The organism is Citrobacter sp. Cpo109 (genome assembly GCF_030332565.1).
Classification (GTDB): domain Bacteria; phylum Pseudomonadota; class Gammaproteobacteria; order Enterobacterales; family Enterobacteriaceae; genus Citrobacter; species Citrobacter portucalensis.
Map to the genome: position 1 here is coordinate 205,415 of NZ_JAOWHQ010000042.1, position 19,529 is coordinate 224,943.

A 19,529-nucleotide genomic window follows, 5' to 3' on the forward strand; every position below is an offset into this window, starting at 1 on the left:
GACAAATGAGGCTGGATATCTATCCAGCCTTTTTTTATGATAGCGCATTACCTTTTAGCCCTTAACGCAGGAGCGTCACGTGATAGGCAGACTCAGAGGCATCATTATTGAAAAACAACCCCCGCTGGTCCTTCTGGAAACGGGCGGGGTAGGCTATGAAGTGCATATGCCGATGACCTGTTTCTACGAGTTGCCGGAAGCCGGGCAAGAAGCGATTATTTTCACCCATTTTGTGGTGCGAGAAGATGCTCAGCTATTGTATGGCTTTAACAACAAGCAAGAGCGCACGCTGTTTAAAGAGTTAATCAAAACCAATGGCGTGGGACCGAAGCTGGCGCTGGCGATCCTCTCCGGTATGTCTGCTCAGCAGTTCGTTAATGCCGTGGAGCGCGAAGAGCTGGGCGCGCTGGTGAAATTACCGGGTATTGGTAAAAAAACCGCAGAACGCCTGATTGTAGAAATGAAAGACCGCTTTAAAGGTTTACATGGTGATCTCTTTACGCCAGCAGCGGATCTGGTCCTGACGTCTCCGGCAAGTCCGACAACGGACGACGCCGAGCAGGAAGCGGTTGCTGCGCTGGTGGCGTTGGGCTATAAACCACAGGAAGCCAGCCGCATGGTGAGCAAAATTGCCCGCCCTGATGCCAGCAGTGAAACCCTGATTCGTGAAGCGCTTCGCGCGGCATTGTGAGGTAACGGATGATTGAAGCAGATCGCCTGATTTCGGCTGTCAGCACTACCCCTGAAGATCTGGTGGATCGTGCGATTCGCCCAAAATTGCTGGAAGAGTATATTGGCCAGCCTCAGGTCCGTTCGCAAATGGAGATTTTTATCCAGGCGGCGAAGCTGCGCGGTGATGCTCTCGATCACCTGCTGATTTTCGGTCCTCCTGGTCTGGGTAAAACTACGCTTGCCAATATTGTCGCTAATGAAATGGGTGTTAACCTGCGCACCACGTCCGGTCCGGTACTGGAAAAAGCAGGGGACCTGGCGGCAATGCTTACCAACCTTGAACCCCACGATGTGCTGTTTATCGATGAAATTCATCGTCTGTCACCAGTGGTGGAAGAGGTGCTGTATCCGGCGATGGAAGATTATCAGCTGGATATCATGATTGGTGAAGGGCCGGCTGCCCGTTCGATTAAGATCGATCTGCCGCCGTTCACGCTAATCGGGGCGACGACGCGCGCCGGGTCGTTAACCTCTCCGCTGCGTGACCGTTTTGGTATTGTGCAGCGCCTGGAGTTCTATCAGGTGGCAGACCTGCAGCACATTGTTGGGCGTAGCGCACGCTTTATGGGCCTGGAAATGAGCGATGAAGGCGCGCTGGAAGTGGCACGCCGCGCCCGCGGTACGCCGCGTATCGCCAACCGTTTATTACGCCGGGTACGCGATTTCGCTGAAGTGAAGCATGACGGCACGATTTCGGCTGATATTGCCGCCCAGGCGCTGGATATGCTCAATGTGGATGCGGAAGGATTCGATTATATGGACCGTAAGCTGCTGCTGGCGGTTATCGATAAATTCTTTGGCGGACCGGTAGGACTGGATAACCTGGCAGCGGCGATTGGGGAAGAGCGTGAAACCATTGAGGACGTGCTGGAGCCGTATCTGATTCAGCAAGGTTTTCTGCAGCGTACGCCGCGTGGACGTATGGCAACCGTGCGCGCCTGGAACCATTTTGGCATTACACCGCCACAGATGCCTTAGTGCCTGATGTCGTGACGCTCATCAGGCCTGGGCGATTTTGTAGGCCCGGTAAGCGCAGCGCCACCGGGCAACGCATGCTTAGTTCGCCTGCTTTTTCATCATGCTGAAAATAAACAGCAGCGCGGCGCACAGCACCACGGAGGGACCTGCCGGGGTGTCATAGAAGGCCGAGAAGGTCAGCCCGCCTGTAACCGCTATCATTCCCACTCCAACGGCAACCCCTGCCATCTGCTCCGGCGTACGGGCAAAGCGACGGGCGGTCGCCGCAGGGATGATAAGCAGTGAGGTGATAATCAGCGCCCCGACAAACTTCATCGCCACACCAATCGTTAACGCCGTAACTAGCATCAGCAGCAGCTTCACGCGTTGCAGCTTCACACCATCGACAAATGCCAGATCAGGACTGATGGTCATCGACAGCAGGTTGCGCCACTGCCAGAACAGAATCGCCAGAACAATAACCACGCCGATGGCGATGGAGATAAGATCTTCTGGCGTCACGGCGAGCAAATCACCAAACAGGTAAGCCATCAGATCCACACGGATGTTGGACATCAGGCTGACAACAACCAGCCCCAATGACAACGCGCTGTGCGCCATAATACCCAGCAAGGTATCGATCGCAAGGTGAGGGCGCTTCTCCAGCCATACCAGACCGCCAGCCAGCAACAGGGTGACGGCGATAACCGCATAGAAAGGGTTTACATCCAGCAGCAGGCCAAAGGCGACCCCCAGCAGCGAAGCGTGGGCCAGCGTATCACCGAAATAAGACATTCGACGCCAGACTACAAACGAGCCGAGTGGGCCAGCGGCACAGGCCAGCATGATCCCGGCTAACCAACCGGGTAATAACAATTCAATCATGAGTGACCATTTCCCCGGCGTAAGACGATACGACCCTGTAAATCGTGGCGGTGATTGTGATTATGACGGTAAATTCCGAGTTGTTCGGCGCCGCGTTGCCCGAACATTGAGATGAATTCCGGGTGCATAGAAACCACTTCCGGCGCACCGGAACAGCAAATATGATGGTTCAGGCACAGTACCTCATCGGTTTTGGCCATCACCAGATGCAGGTCATGGGAAACCATCAGTACGGCGCAATCCAGTTCACGTCGCAACTGGTCGATAAGGTCGTACAGTGCGACCTGCCCATTGACATCCACGCCCTGGGTTGGTTCATCGAGCACCAGTAGCTGAGGTTTATTCAATAAAGCACGGGCCAACAGGACGCGTTGTGTTTCCCCGCCAGAGAGCTTTTGCATCGGCGCATCCATCAGATGCCCGGCCTGAACGCGCTTCAGTGCCGGAAGGATATCCTCTTTTTTGGTACCGGGACGTAAGCGCATAAACCGACTTACCGTCAGTGGCAGCGTAGTATCGAGGTACATTTTTTGCGGTACATAGCCAATCCGCAATTGACCATTACGCTTGATTACTCCCTCATCAGCCGCTACCAGCCCTAATACAACGCGCACCAGCGTAGACTTCCCGGCGCCATTTGGGCCGAGAAGCGTTAAAATTTTACCGGGTCGAAGTTCAAGCGATACGTCAGACAGGACGCGGCGTTGACCATAAGAGACCGAGACATTTTCCAGTGAAACCAAAGTCGTCATATCAATTTTAGTCTTGCAGAAGTTATAGAATGTTATAATATCACATTTCTTACATTCATTACGATGATTGGTCGCATTATGTTACATAAAAATACGCTTCTTTTCGCAGCATTATCCGCTGCTCTTTGGGGTAGTGCAACACAGGCAGCAAATGCCGCTGTGGTGGCCTCGCTCAAGCCGCTGGGGTTTATTGCTTCAGCCATTGCAGACGGGGTAACAGACACTGAGGTTCTGTTGCCTGATGGGGCTTCCGAACATGACTATTCACTGCGTCCATCAGACGTAAAACGCTTACAGGGCGCGGACTTAGTTGTTTGGATTGGGCCTGAGATGGAAGCGTTTATGGAAAAGTCAGTCAAGAATATTCCTAACGCGAAACAGGTAACGATTGCGCAGCTCAATGACGTGAAACCGTTACTCATGAAAGGTGCTGATGACGACGATGACGATCATGGACACAATGATGCTGGCAGTGAAAAAAGTGACGAGCATCACCATCATGGCGATTACAACATGCATCTTTGGCTTTCCCCAGAGATAGCGCGGGCCTCAGCGGTTGCAATCCATGAAAAATTAGTGGAACTTATGCCGCAAAGTCGAGCCAAACTTGACGCCAACCTGAAGGATTTTGAGGCACAATTAGCCGCAACCGATAAGCAGGTAGGTAACGAGCTCGCACCGCTCAAGGGAAAAGGTTATTTCGTTTTTCATGACGCCTATGGCTACTACGAAAAACACTACGGACTAACACCGCTTGGTCACTTTACCGTGAACCCTGAGATTCAACCTGGTGCGCAGCGTTTACATGAAATAAGAACACAGTTGGTTGAGCAAAAAGCAACCTGCGTTTTTGCTGAGCCACAGTTCAGGCCAGCGGTCGTTGAAGCCGTCGCGAGAGGGACATCCGTTCGAATGGGAACGCTGGATCCGCTCGGAACGAATATCAAACTGGGTAAAACAAGCTATTCAGCGTTTTTGAACCAATTAGCCAACCAGTATGCGAGCTGCCTGAAAGGAGATTAATGAGGAAGTGAATACGTGCAACAGATAGCCCGCTCTGTCGCTCTGGCATTTAATAATCTGCCGCGACCCCATCGCGTTATGCTGGGGTCGCTTACCGTACTGACATTGGCCGTCGCCGTCTGGCGGCCTTATGTTTACCATCCCGATTCTGCACCCATCGTTAAAACTATCGAGCTGGAAAAAAGCGAGATTCGTTCGCTGTTGCCTGAGGCCAGTGAACCTATCGATCAGGCCGCGCAGGAAGACGAAGCCATTCCGCAGGATGAACTGGATGACAAAACGTCTGGTGAAGCCGGCGTGCATGAGTATGTCGTCTCCACAGGCGATACGCTGAGCAGTATTCTTAATCAGTACGGCATCGATATGGGCGACATCAGTCAGCTCGCTGCTTCCGATAAAGAACTGCGCAATCTGAAAATTGGTCAACAGTTATCCTGGACGTTAAGCGCGGAAGGTGACCTGCAGCGCCTGACCTGGGAAGTGTCCCGCCGTGAAACCCGCACTTACGATCGCACCGCGACGGGTTTCAAGATGAGCAGCGAAATGCAGCAGGGAGATTGGGTTAACAGCCGAATCAAAGGCACCGTGGGCGGAAGCTTCGTCGCCAGCGCCAAAGAAGCCGGACTCACCAGCTCTGAAATCAGCGCGGTGATTAAGGCCATGCAGTGGCAGATGGATTTCCGCAAACTGAAAAAAGGCGATGAGTTCTCAGTGCTGATGTCTCGCGAAATGCTGGACGGTAAGCGCGAGCAAAGCCAGCTGCTGGGCGTGCGTTTACGTTCTGAAGGCAAAGACTATTACGCCATCCGTGCTGAAGACGGTAAGTTCTATGACCGTAACGGTACCGGGCTGGCGAAAGGCTTCATGCGTTTCCCGACGGCGAAACAGTTCCGTATCTCCTCGAACTTTAACCCGCGTCGCCTGAATCCGGTGACTGGACGCGTAGCACCGCACAAAGGTGTCGACTTTGCGATGCCGCAGGGGACGCCAGTACTGTCGGTAGGCGATGGTGAAGTGGTCGTAGCGAAGCGTAGCGGCGCTGCCGGATACTATGTTGCGGTACGTCATGGTCGCACCTACACCACCCGTTATATGCACCTGCGTAAGCTATTGGTGAAACCAGGTCAAAAAGTGAAACGTGGCGATCGTATCGCGCTGTCAGGTAACACCGGGCGTTCAACCGGTCCGCACCTGCACTACGAAGTGTGGATCAACCAGCAGGCCGTGAACCCTCTGACGGCGAAACTGCCGCGTACAGAAGGTCTGACCGGCTCGGATCGCACCGATTATCTGGCGCAGGTGAAAGAAGTTATGCCTCAGCTACGTTTTGATTAATTAGCACACTGATAAAGCCGGTACGCGATGCGTGCCGGCTTTTTTTATTTTGTACGGCGCATCGTGCGCCGCTACACTATCAGCAGATCTACTTTTCGCCGCACCAGACACTGGAAGAGCATGGAAACGAAAAAAAAGAATATTGAGTATATCCCTGAGTTTGATAAATCATTTCGCTATCCGCGCTACTGGGGCGCCTGGCTGGGTGTAGCGGCGATAGCTGGGATTGCGTTAACGCCGGCGTCATTTCGCGATCCTATTCTGGCAAAGCTCGGACGGATGGTTGGACGTTTGGGAAAAAGCTCTCGTCGCAGAGCACTGATCAATTTATCCCTTTGTTTTCCTGAACGCAGCGAAGCTGAGCGCGAAGCCATTGTCGATGAGATGTTCGCGACAGCCCCTCAGGCGATGGTCATGATGGCGGAACTGGCCCTGCGCGGTCCGGAGAAAATTCAGAATCGGGTTGACTGGCAGGGCCTTGAAATCATCGAAGAGATGCGCCGCAACGATGAAAAAGTGATTTTTCTCGTTCCTCATGGCTGGGGTGTAGATATCCCGGCGATGCTGATGGCTTCCCAGGGACAGAAAATGGCAGCAATGTTTCACAATCAGGGGAACCCGGTATTTGATTACGTCTGGAACACGGTGCGCCGTCGTTTCGGAGGCCGATTACATGCACGTAATGATGGCATCAAACCGTTTATTCAGTCTGTACGTCAGGGATATTGGGGATACTACCTGCCGGATCAGGACCATGGGCCTGAGCACAGCGAGTTTGTCGATTTTTTTGCTACCTATAAAGCAACGTTACCGGCAATTGGTCGCTTGATGAAGGTTTGCCACGCGCGTGTAGTGCCGCTGTTTCCGGTGTATGACGGTAAAACGCACCGCCTGACGATTAAGGTCCGTCCTCCGATGGATGACATCCTGACAGCGGATGACCACACCATTGCCAGACGAATGAACGAAGAGGTGGAAATTTTTGTCACGCCTCATGTCGAACAATACACCTGGATACTGAAACTGCTTAAGACGCGTAAACCCGGCGAGATTGAGCCCTATAAGCGCAAAGATCTCTATCCGAAGAAATAAAAAAAAGCCTCTCAAACGAGAGGCTTTTTTACATCAAACGCTGGCGTTACTCGACGGTCAGAATACGCGTGGTGTTAGTTGAGCCAATAGTGCTCATCACATCGCCCTGTGTCACAATCACCAGATCGCCGGAAACCAGATAGCCTTTATCGCGCAGCAGGTTCACTGCTTCATTGGCGGCAACGACGCCATCTGTTTCGCTGTCAAAGTGAACCGGGGTGACACCGCGATACAGAGAGGTCAGATTCAGCGTACGTTCATGACGAGACATCGCGAAAATTGGCAGACCGGAACTGATACGAGAAGTCATCAGCGCAGTACGACCAGACTCCGTCATAGCGATAATAGCGGTGACCCCTTTCAGGTGGTTAGCAGCGTACATCGCTGACATCGCAATCGCTTCTTCAACGTTATCAAACTGCACGTCAAGGCGGTGTTTAGAGACGTTGATGCTTGGGATCTTCTCTGCACCCAGGCAAACGCGCGCCATTGCCGTGACGGTTTCCGCCGGGTACTGACCTGCTGCTGTTTCGGCAGAGAGCATCACGGCATCGGTACCGTCGAGGACGGCGTTAGCCACGTCCATCACTTCCGCACGAGTCGGCATTGGGTTGGTGATCATCGACTCCATCATCTGTGTGGCGGTGATGACCGCACGGTTCAGCTGACGCGCACGGCGAATCAACGCTTTCTGAATACCTACCAGCTCAGGGTCACCGATTTCAACACCCAAGTCGCCACGGGCTACCATCACTACGTCAGAAGCCAGGATGATGTCATCCATCGCATTCTGGTCGCAGACGGCTTCTGCACGTTCTACCTTGGCGACAATTTTCGCATCGCAACCGGCGTCGCGCGCCAGACGGCGGGCATAGTTTAGATCTTCGCCGCAGCGCGGGAAGGAGACAGCCAAATAGTCAACGCTGATTTGCGCTGCGGTAATGATGTCGGCTTTGTCTTTTTCGGTGAGGGCTTCAGCAGAGAGACCGCCGCCCAGTTTGTTGATGCCCTTGTTATTGGACAGCGGGCCACCGACAGTGACTTCGGTGAAGACTTTCATGCCCTGAACTTCCAGCACTTTAAGCTGTACGCGACCGTCGTCGAGCAGCAGGATATCGCCAGGCACGACGTCTGCAGGCAGTCCCTTATAATCAATGCCGACTTTTTCTTTGTCGCCTTCGCCTTTACCGAGGTTGGCGTCTAACAGGAACTTGTCGCCAACATTAAGAAAAACTTTACCTTCTTTAAAGGTAGATACGCGGATTTTAGGTCCCTGCAGGTCACCCAAAATAGCTACATGACGTCCCAGTTTTGCGGCAATTTCACGGACCTTATCCGCCCGCAGTTTGTGATCTTCTGGAGAGCCGTGGGAAAAGTTCATACGTACGACGTTCGCACCCGCGGCGATAATCTTCTCAAGGTTGTTATCGCGGTCAGTTGCCGGGCCTAACGTGGTAACGATTTTGGTTCTGCGAAGCCTTCTGGACATGTAATACTCCGTTGACTGAAACAACTAGGTGTTGCGTGAACATTAATCCGGCCGTTCTCAAACATTAACGGTAAAATGAACGACCCGGATGATAAAAGGGTAGAACATTGTTATTGCTTTTAGCGGTCATCACTCTTGATGAGTAATTCTTTATCAAAACGCGATTCCTTGAGCGCTTCCTTGACACGCTTCAAGTTATCTCTAAATTTTGCCCCTCGGCGCAAAGTAAATCCTGTAGCCAGCACATCTATCACGGTCAGTTGAGCAAGTCGAGAGACCATGGGCATATAAATGTCAGTATCTTCCGGTACATCGAGGGTAATAGCCAGCGTGGCTTCACGCGCCAGTGGCGTGCCGGGAGAGGTGAGGGCGATAACCATAGCGTCGTTTTCCCTTGCTAACTGCGCCAGTTCAACCAGACTTTTGGTTCTTCCGGTATGAGAAATAAGCACAATGACGTCGTCGTCGCTACAATTCATACAACTCATCCGTTGCAGGACAATGTCGTCGGAATAGATTACCGGTACGTTAAAGCGGAAAAATTTGTTCATCGCGTCGTGCGCGACCGCGGCGGAAGAACCTAAACCAAAGAAGGCGATTTTCTTCGCCTGGGTTAACAAATCTACCGCCCGGTTTACCGCTGTGTTATCCAGCGACTGACGAACGTGGTCAAGGCTTGCCATCGCCGATTCGAAGATTTTCCCCGTATAAGATTCTACGCTGTCATCCTCATCCACATTGCGATTAACATAAGGGGTACCATTTGCCAGACTTTGTGCCAGATGCAGTTTAAAATCAGGGAAGCCGCGCGTATCCATGCTACGACAGAAACGGTTCACCGTCGGTTCGCTGACGTTGGCTTCTACAGCAAGCGTGGCGATGCTTGAGTGAATTGCCCGCTCGGGAGAGGCAAGAATAATGTCGGCGACTTTACGCTCTGACTTGCTCAAATGTTCCAGTTTTAACTGGATTTTTTCCAGCATATTCATGATGTAGGTAGACTCATGGGTCATGGGCAAAAACGATTTCAACGATAAGGGGAAATCGAGTGGTAACTCTGGTAGATAGTACCCCTGCTAGTGCAGCAACGGGGCAAAATGGACAAAATAGTTGTTGTTTTTTTTCATTACATGATCGGAGTCGGATTTTCATACTTCTTCATGGGTACGAAAAAGACGACTTTTTTATCCATTTTGATGGGTTATACGCCAATAAAGCGGCTGTTCGCGGTAACAGCACGGCTGGATAAGCGTTTACGGTTTCCGGATTCACGTAAAAGCAGTACAGTGCACTGTAATAAAATTACAACCAGTGTCTGGCAAAAGCACCAGGCACTTAATTGAGGAGAATGACATGGCGGTAACGCAAACAGCCCAGGCATGTGATCTGGTCATTTTCGGCGCGAAGGGCGACCTGGCGCGACGGAAATTGCTGCCTTCCCTGTATCAACTGGAAAAGGCCGGCCAGATTAACCCGGATACCCGCATCATTGGGGTTGGGCGTGCCGACTGGGACAAAGCAGCCTATACCAAGGTTGTGCGCGAAGCGCTCGAAACCTTCATGAAAGAAAAAATTGATGAAAGTTTGTGGGAAACCCTCAGCGGTCGTCTTGAGTTTTGTAACCTGGACGTCAACGACACCGCCGCGTTTAAGCGTCTGGGCAAAATGCTGGATCAAAAATCGCGTACCACCATCAACTATTTTGCAATGCCGCCGAGCACCTTTGGCGCGATCTGCAAAGGTCTGGGTGAAGCAAAGCTGAATGCTAAGCCTGCCCGCGTGGTGATGGAAAAACCGCTGGGTACATCACTGGCAACATCCCGTGAAATCAACGATCAGGTTGGCGAGTATTTCGAAGAGTGCCAGGTTTACCGCATCGACCACTATCTCGGCAAAGAGACGGTACTGAACCTGTTGGCACTGCGTTTTGCCAACTCCCTGTTTGTGAATAACTGGGATAACCGCACTATCGACCACGTAGAAATTACCGTGGCGGAAGAAGTGGGCATTGAAGGGCGCTGGGGCTACTTTGACCAGGCCGGTCAAATGCGCGACATGATCCAGAACCACCTGCTGCAGATCCTGTGCATGATCGCGATGTCTCCGCCGTCCGATCTGAGCGCCGACAGCATCCGTGATGAAAAAGTGAAAGTACTGAAATCACTGCGTCGTATCGATCGTTCGAACGTACGTGAAAAGACAGTTCGTGGTCAGTACACCGCCGGTTTTGCCCAGGGCAAAAAAGTTCCGGGATACCTGGAAGAAGAAGGCGCGAACAAGAGCAGCAACACGGAAACGTTTGTGGCGATCCGCGTGGATATCGATAACTGGCGCTGGGCGGGCGTACCGTTCTACCTGCGTACCGGTAAGCGTTTACCGACCAAATGCTCTGAAGTGGTGGTTTACTTCAAAACGCCTGAGCTGAACCTGTTCAGAGAATCCTGGCAGGACCTGCCGCAGAACAAGCTGACTATCCGTTTGCAGCCTGATGAAGGTGTCGATATCCAGGTACTAAACAAAGTGCCGGGGCTGGATCACAAGCATAACCTGCAAATTACCAAACTTGATCTGAGCTACTCCGAAACCTTCAACCAAACGCATCTGGCCGACGCTTATGAGCGCCTGCTGCTTGAAACGATGCGCGGCATTCAGGCGCTGTTTGTGCGTCGAGATGAAGTTGAAGAAGCATGGAAGTGGGTCGATTCTATTACTGAAGCCTGGGCAATGGACAACGACGCACCTAAACCGTATCAGGCCGGGACCTGGGGACCGGTTGCCTCTGTGGCCATGATTACCCGTGATGGTCGTTCCTGGAACGAATTCGAGTAAAATATCATCTAGCCCATAGGTGTTATTTTACCGGTAACATGATCTAACACAGATTGTAGAATAATTTTTGCACTTTTAAGCTCCGCGTGGATTCACCCGCGGGGCTTTTTTTATTACACTGCCTGAAACGATTTTGCCCCTGAGCTACGGCTAACAAGCGATTCAGCTGCTTTTAACCCAACTGAAACACATTGTTGATCCAACGCTCTGACAGATAAATTTTAGGAGCCTCTATGAATCCGAATTTGTTACGCGTAACAAAGCGTATTGTCGAACGTTCTCGCGACACGCGTTCCGCCTACCTTGCCCGTATTGAACAAGCGAAATCGACTACCGTTCATCGTTCACAACTGGCGTGCGGTAACCTGGCGCATGGTTTTGCTGCCTGCCAGCCAGATGACAAGGCCTCGCTGAAAAGCATGCTGCGTAACAATATCGCGATCATTACCTCCTATAACGACATGCTTTCCGCGCATCAGCCGTACGAACATTATCCGGACATCATTCGTAAAGCGCTGCATGAAGCCAATGCGGTAGGCCAGGTCGCTGGCGGTGTTCCTGCGATGTGCGACGGTGTGACCCAGGGACAGGATGGGATGGAGCTTTCGTTACTGAGTCGCGAAGTGATTGCGATGTCGGCTGCTGTCGGCCTCTCACACAATATGTTCGACGGCGCGTTATTCCTTGGCGTGTGCGACAAAATTGTCCCGGGTCTGGTGATGGCGGCACTGTCATTTGGTCATCTGCCTTCGATCTTTATTCCCTCCGGCCCGATGGCGAGTGGTCTGGCGAACAAAGAAAAAGTGCGTATCCGTCAGTTGTATGCTGAAGGCAAAGTCGATCGCATGGCGCTGCTTGAATCCGAAGCGGCGTCTTATCACGCACCGGGGACCTGTACGTTCTATGGTACGGCAAACACCAACCAGATGGTGGTGGAGTTTATGGGGATGCAACTGCCAGGGTCCTCATTCGTACACCCGGATGCCCCGCTGCGCGAAGCGTTGACCGCCGCGGCTGCTCGTCAGGTAACGCGTCTGACCGGTAACGGCAATGAATGGATGCCGATCGGTAAAATGATCGATGAAAAAGTAGTGGTGAACGGTATTGTCGCGCTGCTGGCGACCGGGGGGTCAACCAACCATACAATGCACCTGGTTGCGATGGCGCGCGCAGCCGGGATTCTGATTAACTGGGACGACTTCTCCGATCTGTCCGATATCGTGCCGTTGATGGCGCGTCTGTATCCGAATGGTCCGGCAGATATTAACCACTTCCAGGCAGCGGGTGGCGTGCCGGTGTTAATGCGCGAACTGCTGAATGCGGGTCTGCTGCATGAAGATGTGAACACCGTTGCTGGGTTTGGTTTGTCGCGTTACACCATGGAACCCTGGCTCAACGAGGGTGAACTGGACTGGCGCGAAGGGGCAGCGAAGTCGCTGGACAGCAATGTGATTGCTACCATCGATCAGCCATTCTCCCACCACGGCGGTACCAAAGTGCTGAGCGGTAACCTCGGACGTGCGGTGATGAAAACGTCGGCGGTTCCGGTAGAAAATCAGGTAATTGAAGCGCCCGCGGTTGTTTTTGAAAGTCAGCATGATGTATTGCCGGCCTTCGATGCGGGACTGCTCGACCGTGATTGCGTAGTCGTTGTGCGCCATCAGGGACCAAAAGCAAACGGAATGCCAGAATTACATAAACTCATGCCGCCACTTGGTGTATTATTGGACCGTTGTTTCAAAATTGCGTTAGTTACCGATGGACGACTTTCAGGTGCTTCAGGTAAAGTGCCTTCAGCAATCCATGTAACCCCAGAAGCCTACGATGGCGGGCTGCTGGCAAAAGTACGCGATGGCGACATCATTCGTGTGAATGGACAGACAGGTGAATTGACGCTGCTGGTTGATGAAGAGGAACTTGCTTCTCGTCAGCCTCACATTCCTGACCTCAGCGCATCGCGCGTGGGCACAGGCCGTGAAATGTTCAGCGCGTTGCGTGAAAAGCTGTCCGGTGCGGAACAGGGCGCAACCTGTATCACTTTTTAAGACTTATTTTGTAATCAGGCGAGAGAAAACTCTGATGAAAAACTGGAAGACAAGTGCAGAAGCAATCCTGACCACTGGCCCGGTTGTACCGGTTATCGTGGTTAATAAACTGGAACACGCAGTGCCGATGGCAAAAGCGCTGGTTGCAGGCGGCGTGCGCGTTCTGGAAGTGACCTTACGTACAGCATGTGCGATGGATGCCATTCGCGCGATCGCAAAAGAAGTTCCGGACGCTATCGTTGGTGCAGGTACTGTACTGAATCCACAACAGCTGGCTGAAGTTACCGAAGCCGGTGCACAGTTTGCTATCAGTCCGGGTCTGACCGAGCCGCTGCTGAAAGCCGCGACGGAAGGTACTATTCCGCTGATCCCTGGTATCAGCACCGTGTCTGAACTGATGCTGGGTATGGACTACGGTTTGAAAGAGTTCAAATTCTTCCCTGCTGAAGCAAATGGCGGTACCAAAGCGCTGCAGGCAATTGCGGGTCCGTTCTCTCAGGTGCGTTTCTGCCCAACCGGCGGTATCTCTCCGGCGAACTACCGTGACTACCTGGCACTGAAAAGCGTGCTGTGCATCGGTGGTTCCTGGCTGGTTCCGGCGGATGCGCTGGAAGCGGGTGATTACGATCGTATTACCAAGCTGGCTCGTGAAGCAGTAGAAGGCGCGAAGCAGTAAGCCGTTAATGCGTAAACCGTAGGTCGGATACGGCATCAATGTTTTATCCGGCCTACGGGTCTGGTTTTTATCCTGCGACTTTCACCTGTGCGGCTGCGTCTTTCGCGCGTATCACCGCATCTTCAATGCTCTGTGCTGTGGCCAGCACAACGCCCAGACGACGGCTCCCGTCGATTTCCGGCTTGCCAAAGAAACGCACTTGCATACCCGCACCTACAGCGGCTTGTACGTTATCAAATGTGATATTCTGGCTGGTAAGTTGCGGCAGAATAACGGCGGAAGCAGAAGGTCCATACTGGCGGATTTCGCCAACGGGCAGACCGAGAAATGCACGTACGTGCAGGGCAAACTCAGATAGATCCTGCGAAATTAAGGTCACCATACCCGTGTCGTGAGGGCGAGGGGAGACTTCGCTGAAAATCACCTCATCACCGCAGACAAACAGCTCCACGCCAAACAGTCCGTGACCGCCCAGCGCCAGTACCACCTTGCGGGCTATTTCCTGCGCGCGCGCCAGCGCCAGGTCACTCATCTGCTGCGGCTGCCAGGACTCGCGATAATCGCCATCTTCCTGGCGATGACCTACCGGCGCGCAGAAATGCACACCATCAACGGCGCTGACGGTTAGCAGGGTGATTTCAAAATCAAAATTCACTACGCCTTCGACGATAACGCGTCCGGCGCCTGCCCGGCCTCCCTGTTGAGCATAGTTCCACGCCTCGGTGAGCTGATCGGCTGAACGGATAAAGCTCTGCCCCTTGCCGGAAGAACTCATGACCGGCTTCACAATGCAGGGATAGCCGATTTCGGCAACGGCCTCACGAAAGCGTGTTTCGGTGTCTGCAAAACGGAAAGATGATGTAGGTAAAGACAATTCTTCGGCGGCGAGACGACGGATTCCTTCCCGGTTCATGGTCAGTTGGGTCGCTCGTGCGCAAGGCACAACGTGTTGACCTTCCTGTTCCAGTTTGACCAGCATATCCGTGGCAATCGCCTCTATTTCCGGCACGATGTAATGTGGTTTTTCACGCTCGACAAGCTGGCGTAATGCCTCGCCATCCAGCATGTTAATTACGTAGGAGCGATGGGCAACGTGCATGGCTGGCGCGTCGGGGTAACGATCCACGGCAATGACTTCCACACCCAGGCGTTGGCATTCAATCGCCACTTCTTTACCCAGTTCACCTGAACCTAATAACATCACTCGCGTTGCTGCGGGACGCAGCGCTGTGCCTAATAGCGTCATAAATTAATCCCCTGTTTTATCTGGGCGCAGTATATACGAAAACGTTTGCGTCTGTCTTTATTACCAGGTTGATTTCAGAGCTTAAAAAGAATATACTGTACATAAATACAGTTAATTTAAGAGGCTGCAAAAATGGCGGTTGAAGTTAAATACGTAGTCATTCGAGAAGGTGAGGAAAAAATGTCGTTTACCAGCAAAAAGGAAGCCGATGCGTATGACAAAATGCTGGATACAGCAGATCTGCTCGACACATGGCTGGAGCAATCGCCGGTAGCGCTCGAAGACGAGCAGCGTGAAGCTCTCTCCCTGTGGCTGGCTGAGCAAAAAGATGTGCTGAGCGCCATTCTGAAAAACGGCAAGCTGCCTTCGCCACAGGCTGTCGAAAACGATGCGCACGCTGAGGATGATACTCAGGCTGCCTGAAACGACTTGCGCTCCTGACGTTTTGTACCATGCTTTTCCCTGAATCATTGTGCAATTCCTGACGTTATTTCACGTTGCCGCAGGCAACCTGAAGGACGAAGGGGAGATTAAGGAGAAAAGAATGTATAAAAAAAGAGCGTTATTGAGCCTGCTGTTATTGTCTGCCAGCGTATCGGTATTTGCGGCAAATATGGAAAGCAAGAATGTTCAGTTCCCCAAGTGCGAAGGACTGGATGCTGACGGTATTGCGGCAAGCGTGAAACGTGACTATCAGCAAAATCGCATCGCGCGCTGGGCTGACGATCAAAAACGCGTCGGTCAAGCCGACCCTGTCGCCTGGGTTAGCACGCCCGATATTACGGGCAAAGACGCGAAATGGTCAGTTCCCCTGACGGTTCGTGGTAAAAGCGCAGATATTCACTACCTGGTGAAAGTCGACTGCAAAGCCGGAACGGCCGAGTATCAGCCGCAGTAACGCAGGTATTTGCACATCTTTTGATGACCTGAACACTTCCTGACATCCCCTCGGGTACGCTTTGATGATTATTCGTCTGTACTTGAGGGGCAAAATGGCTAATTGGCTGAATCAACTACAATCTCTTCTTGGGCAAAAAGGATCCTCCGCGTCATCTTCTGGCGAGCAAGGGCTGAGTAAACTTCTGGTTCCAGGCGCGTTAGGCGGTCTGGCAGGATTACTGGTTGCCAACAAATCTTCACGAAAATTGCTGAGCAAATACGGCACCAGCGCGCTTCTGGTGGGCGGCGGTGCGGTTGCCGGTACCGTGTTATGGAACAAATACAAGGATAAGGTTCGCGCTGCGCATCAGGATGAGCCGCAGTTTGGCGCACAAAGTTCACCGCTGGATGAGCGCACCGAGCGTCTGATCCTGGCGCTGGTTTTTGCGGCGAAAAGCGATGGACATATTGATGCCAAAGAACGAGCGGCCATTGAACAGCAGCTCCGTGAAGCGGGCGTGGAAGAGCAGGGCCGCGTTCTTATTGAACGTGCTATTGAACAACCGTTAGATCCTCAGCGTCTGGCGCAAGGGATCCGTAACGAAGAAGAAGCACTGGAAATTTACTTCCTGAGCTGTGCGGCGATTGATATCGACCACTTTATGGAGCGTAGCTATCTCAATGCGCTGGGCGATGCGTTGAAGATCCCGCAGGATGTTCGTGAAGGCATTGAACAGGATCTCAAAGAACAAAAACAGGCTTTACCGGGTTAATTACTTACCGCTAAGGCGCATGTTTCGCTTGCATCATTGCTGTCTTTTGCCACCCTTATAGGATGTTTAAGCAAAAGAACAATGACATGCTACCAAAAGCTTCTCGTATTCCTCACGCCATGACGCAGCATGGCGATACTCGTGTTGATAATTACTACTGGCTGCGAGATGACACCCGCTCGCAGCCAGAAGTGCTGGATTATCTGCAACAAGAAAATGCGTATGGCCGCCAGGTTATGGCCTCGCAGCAGGCTTTGCAGGATCGCGTCCTGAAAGAGATTATCGACCGTATCCCGCCTCAGGATGCATCAGCCCCCTATGTGAAGAATGGTTATCGCTACCGGCATATTTATGAACCGGGGTGCGAATATGCTATTTATCAGCGTCAGTCTGCCCTCAGTGAAGAGTGGGATGATTGGGATACTCTATTGGATGGGAACCAGCGCGCGGCACACAGCGAGTTTTATACGCTGGGTGGACTGGCGATATCTCCGGATAACACCATCATGGCGCTGGCGGAAGATTATCTCTCTCGCCGGCAATATGGCGTGCGTTTTCGCAACTTGCAAAGCGGCAACTGGTATCCGGAAGTGCTGGAAAACGTCGAAGCGGATCTGGTCTGGGCGAATGATTCTCAGACTTTCTATTACGTGCGCAAGCACGAAACAACGTTATTGCCGTATCAGGTGTGGCGACATACGGTCGGCTCGCCATCGTCATTGGATGAGCTGGTGTATGAAGAAGCCGATGATATGTTTTATGTCAGCCTGCATAAAACCACCTCGCTACACTATGTGGTTATTCATATCGCCAGTGCGACCACCAGTGAGGTTTTACTGCTTGACGCAGAACTGGCGGATGCCGAACCGTTGGTCTTTTTAGCGCGACGCAAAGACCATGAATACAGTCTCGATCACTATCAACACAATTTTTATCTGCGCTCCAACCGTCAGGGGAAAAATTTCGGCCTGTATCGTACCCGCGTTCGTGATGAGCAAGCCTGGGAGACGCTGATCCCAGCGCGCGACAACGTGATGCTGGAGGGCTTTACGCTATTCACTGACTGGCTGGTGGTAGAAGAGCGTCAGCGGGGCTTAACCAGCCTACGACAGATTAATCGTAAAACGCGCGAAGTGGTCGGGATCGCCTTTGACGATCCGGCTTATGTGACCTGGCTTGCCTATAATCCAGAGCCTGAGACATCGCGCCTGCGCTATGGTTATTCCTCCATGACCACCCCGGACACGTTGTTTGAACTGGATATGGACACCGGGGAACGTCGTGTGCTTAAGCAGACGGAGGTCCCCGGATTTGATGCGGCGAATTACCGTAGCGAACACCTATGGATAACTGCGCGTGATGGCACCGAGGTTCCGGTTTCGCTGGTTTATCATCAAAAGTATCTCCTGAAAGGAAAAAATCCGTTACTCGTTTATGGCTATGGCTCATATGGCGCCAGCATGGATGCCGATTTCAGCAGCAGCCGTTTGAGCTTACTGGATCGCGGCTTTGTTTATGCTATTGCCCATGTGCGTGGTGGTGGTGAATTAGGACAACAGTGGTACGAGGACGGTAAGTTTCTGCACAAGAAAAATACTTTTAATGATTACCTCGACGTCTGTGATGCGCTGCTAAAAATGGGCTATGGCGCGCCTGAGTTATGTTATGGCATGGGCGGAAGCGCCGGAGGCATGTTAATGGGCGTCGCCATTAATGAACGCCCGGAACGCTTCCATGGTGTTATTGCTCAGGTGCCGTTTGTCGATGTGGTAACCACTATGCTCGATGAATCAATTCCCCTGACGACCGGTGAGTTTGAAGAGTGGGGTAATCCGCAGGACGAAGAGTATTACACCTATATGAAAAGCTACAGCCCGTATGACAATGTAACCGCGCAGGCATACCCACATCTGCTGGTCACGACGGGATTACACGATTCCCAGGTGCAATACTGGGAACCAGCAAAATGGGTGGCAAAACTGCGTGAGCTGAAAACGGACGATCGTTTGCTGCTACTTTGCACGGATATGGATTCCGGACACGGCGGTAAATCCGGGCGTTTTAAATCTTACGAAGGCGTGGCCCTTGAGTACGCTTTTTTGATTGGACTGGCGCAGGGAACACTGCCTGCTCAGGCGTGATCCAAATAGTGTTTTAGCGTTAATCGTAGTTCCGGGCTCATATTGTCAAGGTTATTAAATAACCAACGTAGATAGCCCGGATCGCGTTCAGCCACTTCTGATACCGGTTTTCCGCGGTACTTACCAAAAGTGAAAGTAGTGAGTAAGGCGGGACGGCCGGTAATATCGACCATTTGATCGGCTGTCCAGCCTGACGTCTGCATGATGTCGATCAGCAGTGCCGCAGTGATGTAGCAATCGTACAGGGCGCGGTGATGGTGGAGACCCGCTGGTGTCTGGACGCTCAGCTTGCGCGATTTATACAACGCCATGTTGCTGTATTTGATCCCCGGCCACAACCGACGGGAGAGCTTCATGGTGCAAATCCATTCCCCGGGCATATCGGGCAATACGCGGCGGTCAAAGCTGGCATTGTGCGCCACGTACCATTCGCTGCCGTAATACTGCGGGATGACGTCTTCAATCCATGGCTTATCGGCCACCATTGCTTCAGTAATGCGATGGATAGCCATTGCTTGTGGGCTGATGGGGCGGTCAGGGCGTACCAGGTGGCTCATGGGGTTGACTATTTTTCCGTCAACCACGTCGACAGAAGCAATTTCAACAATGCCTCCCTGTAGACCACAGGTTTCTGTATCTATTATGCGCAACATGCCATGCTCCTGACCCAAAACG

The 19,529-nt window shown here is 52.3% G+C and carries 18 protein-coding genes; 12 read left to right on the forward strand and 6 right to left on the reverse strand.

What is annotated here, in order from left to right; translation table 11 throughout:
• Positions 1-79: 79 nt before the first annotated feature.
• Positions 80-691: a Holliday junction branch migration protein RuvA gene (gene ruvA / locus OGY71_RS02510; protein WP_003034869.1), complete on the forward strand. Its 612-nt coding sequence runs from the start codon at positions 80-82 to the stop codon at positions 689-691.
• 8 nt (positions 692-699) lie between these two features.
• Positions 700-1,710 (forward strand): Holliday junction branch migration DNA helicase RuvB, encoded by a 1,011-nt coding sequence (ruvB, locus tag OGY71_RS02515; RefSeq protein WP_003034872.1) that lies wholly within the window; start codon positions 700-702, stop codon positions 1,708-1,710.
• Positions 1,711-1,788: 78 nt separating this feature from the next.
• Here ruvB and znuB read toward each other — a convergent pair whose 3' ends face one another.
• Together znuB and znuC are read right to left on the reverse strand one after the other, a co-directional pair.
• The gene (gene znuB / locus OGY71_RS02520) at positions 1,789-2,574 is read right to left on the reverse strand and encodes a zinc ABC transporter permease subunit ZnuB (RefSeq protein ID WP_003833831.1); all 786 of its coding nucleotides are present in this window, start codon (positions 2,572-2,574) and stop codon (positions 1,789-1,791) included.
• Positions 2,571-3,326: a zinc ABC transporter ATP-binding protein ZnuC gene (znuC, locus tag OGY71_RS02525; protein WP_286612787.1), complete on the reverse strand. Its 756-nt coding sequence runs from the start codon at positions 3,324-3,326 to the stop codon at positions 2,571-2,573. The genes znuB and znuC overlap by 4 nt, the downstream gene beginning before the upstream one ends.
• Before the next feature lie 78 nt (positions 3,327-3,404).
• Here znuC and znuA point away from each other — a divergent pair, with 78 nt between their 5' ends.
• From znuA to lpxM, 3 genes are all read left to right on the forward strand, one after another.
• Complete coding sequence (gene znuA, locus OGY71_RS02530; protein WP_003844151.1) at positions 3,405-4,349, forward strand: zinc ABC transporter substrate-binding protein ZnuA; 945 nt, start codon at positions 3,405-3,407, stop codon at positions 4,347-4,349.
• Between the two features lie 15 nt (positions 4,350-4,364).
• Positions 4,365-5,684 carry a murein DD-endopeptidase MepM gene (mepM, locus tag OGY71_RS02535; protein WP_003833825.1) on the forward strand — a complete coding sequence of 440 codons (1,320 nt, stop codon included), beginning with the start codon at positions 4,365-4,367 and terminating at the stop codon, positions 5,682-5,684.
• A gap of 120 nt (positions 5,685-5,804) precedes the next feature.
• Positions 5,805-6,776 (forward strand): lauroyl-Kdo(2)-lipid IV(A) myristoyltransferase, encoded by a 972-nt coding sequence (lpxM, locus tag OGY71_RS02540; RefSeq protein ID WP_020996628.1) that lies wholly within the window; start codon positions 5,805-5,807, stop codon positions 6,774-6,776.
• Between the two features lie 46 nt (positions 6,777-6,822).
• Here lpxM and pyk read toward each other — a convergent pair whose 3' ends face one another.
• Together pyk and OGY71_RS02550 are read right to left on the reverse strand one after the other, a co-directional pair.
• Positions 6,823-8,265, reverse strand: a complete 1,443-nt coding sequence (gene pyk, locus OGY71_RS02545) for a pyruvate kinase (protein ID WP_003833821.1) — start codon at positions 8,263-8,265, stop codon at positions 6,823-6,825.
• 119 nt (positions 8,266-8,384) lie between these two features.
• Positions 8,385-9,254, reverse strand: a complete 870-nt coding sequence (locus OGY71_RS02550) for a MurR/RpiR family transcriptional regulator (RefSeq protein WP_032934480.1) — start codon at positions 9,252-9,254, stop codon at positions 8,385-8,387.
• A gap of 364 nt (positions 9,255-9,618) precedes the next feature.
• Here OGY71_RS02550 and zwf point away from each other — a divergent pair, with 364 nt between their 5' ends.
• The 3 genes from zwf to kdgA all read left to right on the forward strand — a co-directional run bounded on the left by zwf (position 9,619) and on the right by kdgA (position 13,815).
• Entirely contained in the window at positions 9,619-11,094 is a 1,476-nt protein-coding gene (gene zwf, locus OGY71_RS02555; protein ID WP_003833817.1) for a glucose-6-phosphate dehydrogenase, read from the forward strand.
• 233 nt (positions 11,095-11,327) lie between these two features.
• Positions 11,328-13,139, forward strand: a complete 1,812-nt coding sequence (gene edd / locus OGY71_RS02560; protein WP_003833815.1) for a phosphogluconate dehydratase — start codon at positions 11,328-11,330, stop codon at positions 13,137-13,139.
• Between the two features lie 34 nt (positions 13,140-13,173).
• Positions 13,174-13,815: a bifunctional 4-hydroxy-2-oxoglutarate aldolase/2-dehydro-3-deoxy-phosphogluconate aldolase gene (kdgA, locus tag OGY71_RS02565; protein WP_003034901.1), complete on the forward strand. Its 642-nt coding sequence runs from the start codon at positions 13,174-13,176 to the stop codon at positions 13,813-13,815.
• Positions 13,816-13,882: 67 nt separating this feature from the next.
• Here kdgA and purT read toward each other — a convergent pair whose 3' ends face one another.
• Positions 13,883-15,061, reverse strand: coding sequence for a formate-dependent phosphoribosylglycinamide formyltransferase (purT, locus tag OGY71_RS02570; protein WP_003833812.1), 1,179 nt, complete (start codon positions 15,059-15,061; stop codon positions 13,883-13,885).
• Positions 15,062-15,193: 132 nt separating this feature from the next.
• On the opposite strand from purT, the gene yebG reads away from it, so the two are divergent.
• The 4 genes from yebG to ptrB all read left to right on the forward strand — a co-directional run bounded on the left by yebG (position 15,194) and on the right by ptrB (position 18,854).
• On the forward strand, positions 15,194-15,484 hold the full coding sequence (gene yebG, locus OGY71_RS02575) for a DNA damage-inducible protein YebG (RefSeq protein WP_003833810.1): 291 nt from the start codon (positions 15,194-15,196) through the stop codon (positions 15,482-15,484).
• A 121-nt stretch (positions 15,485-15,605) separates the two neighbouring features.
• A complete protein-coding gene (gene yebF / locus OGY71_RS02580) occupies positions 15,606-15,959 on the forward strand; it encodes a protein YebF (RefSeq protein WP_003833808.1) in 354 nt (117 codons plus the stop codon).
• A 94-nt stretch (positions 15,960-16,053) separates the two neighbouring features.
• Entirely contained in the window at positions 16,054-16,713 is a 660-nt protein-coding gene (locus OGY71_RS02585; RefSeq protein WP_003833804.1) for a tellurite resistance TerB family protein, read from the forward strand.
• An 86-nt stretch (positions 16,714-16,799) separates the two neighbouring features.
• Positions 16,800-18,854 (forward strand): oligopeptidase B, encoded by a 2,055-nt coding sequence (ptrB, locus tag OGY71_RS02590; protein ID WP_196776255.1) that lies wholly within the window; start codon positions 16,800-16,802, stop codon positions 18,852-18,854.
• Here ptrB and exoX read toward each other — a convergent pair.
• On the reverse strand, positions 18,845-19,507 hold the full coding sequence (exoX, locus tag OGY71_RS02595) for an exodeoxyribonuclease X (RefSeq protein ID WP_003833802.1): 663 nt from the start codon (positions 19,505-19,507) through the stop codon (positions 18,845-18,847). The genes ptrB and exoX overlap by 10 nt on opposite strands.
• Between the last annotated feature and the right edge of the window lie 22 nt (positions 19,508-19,529).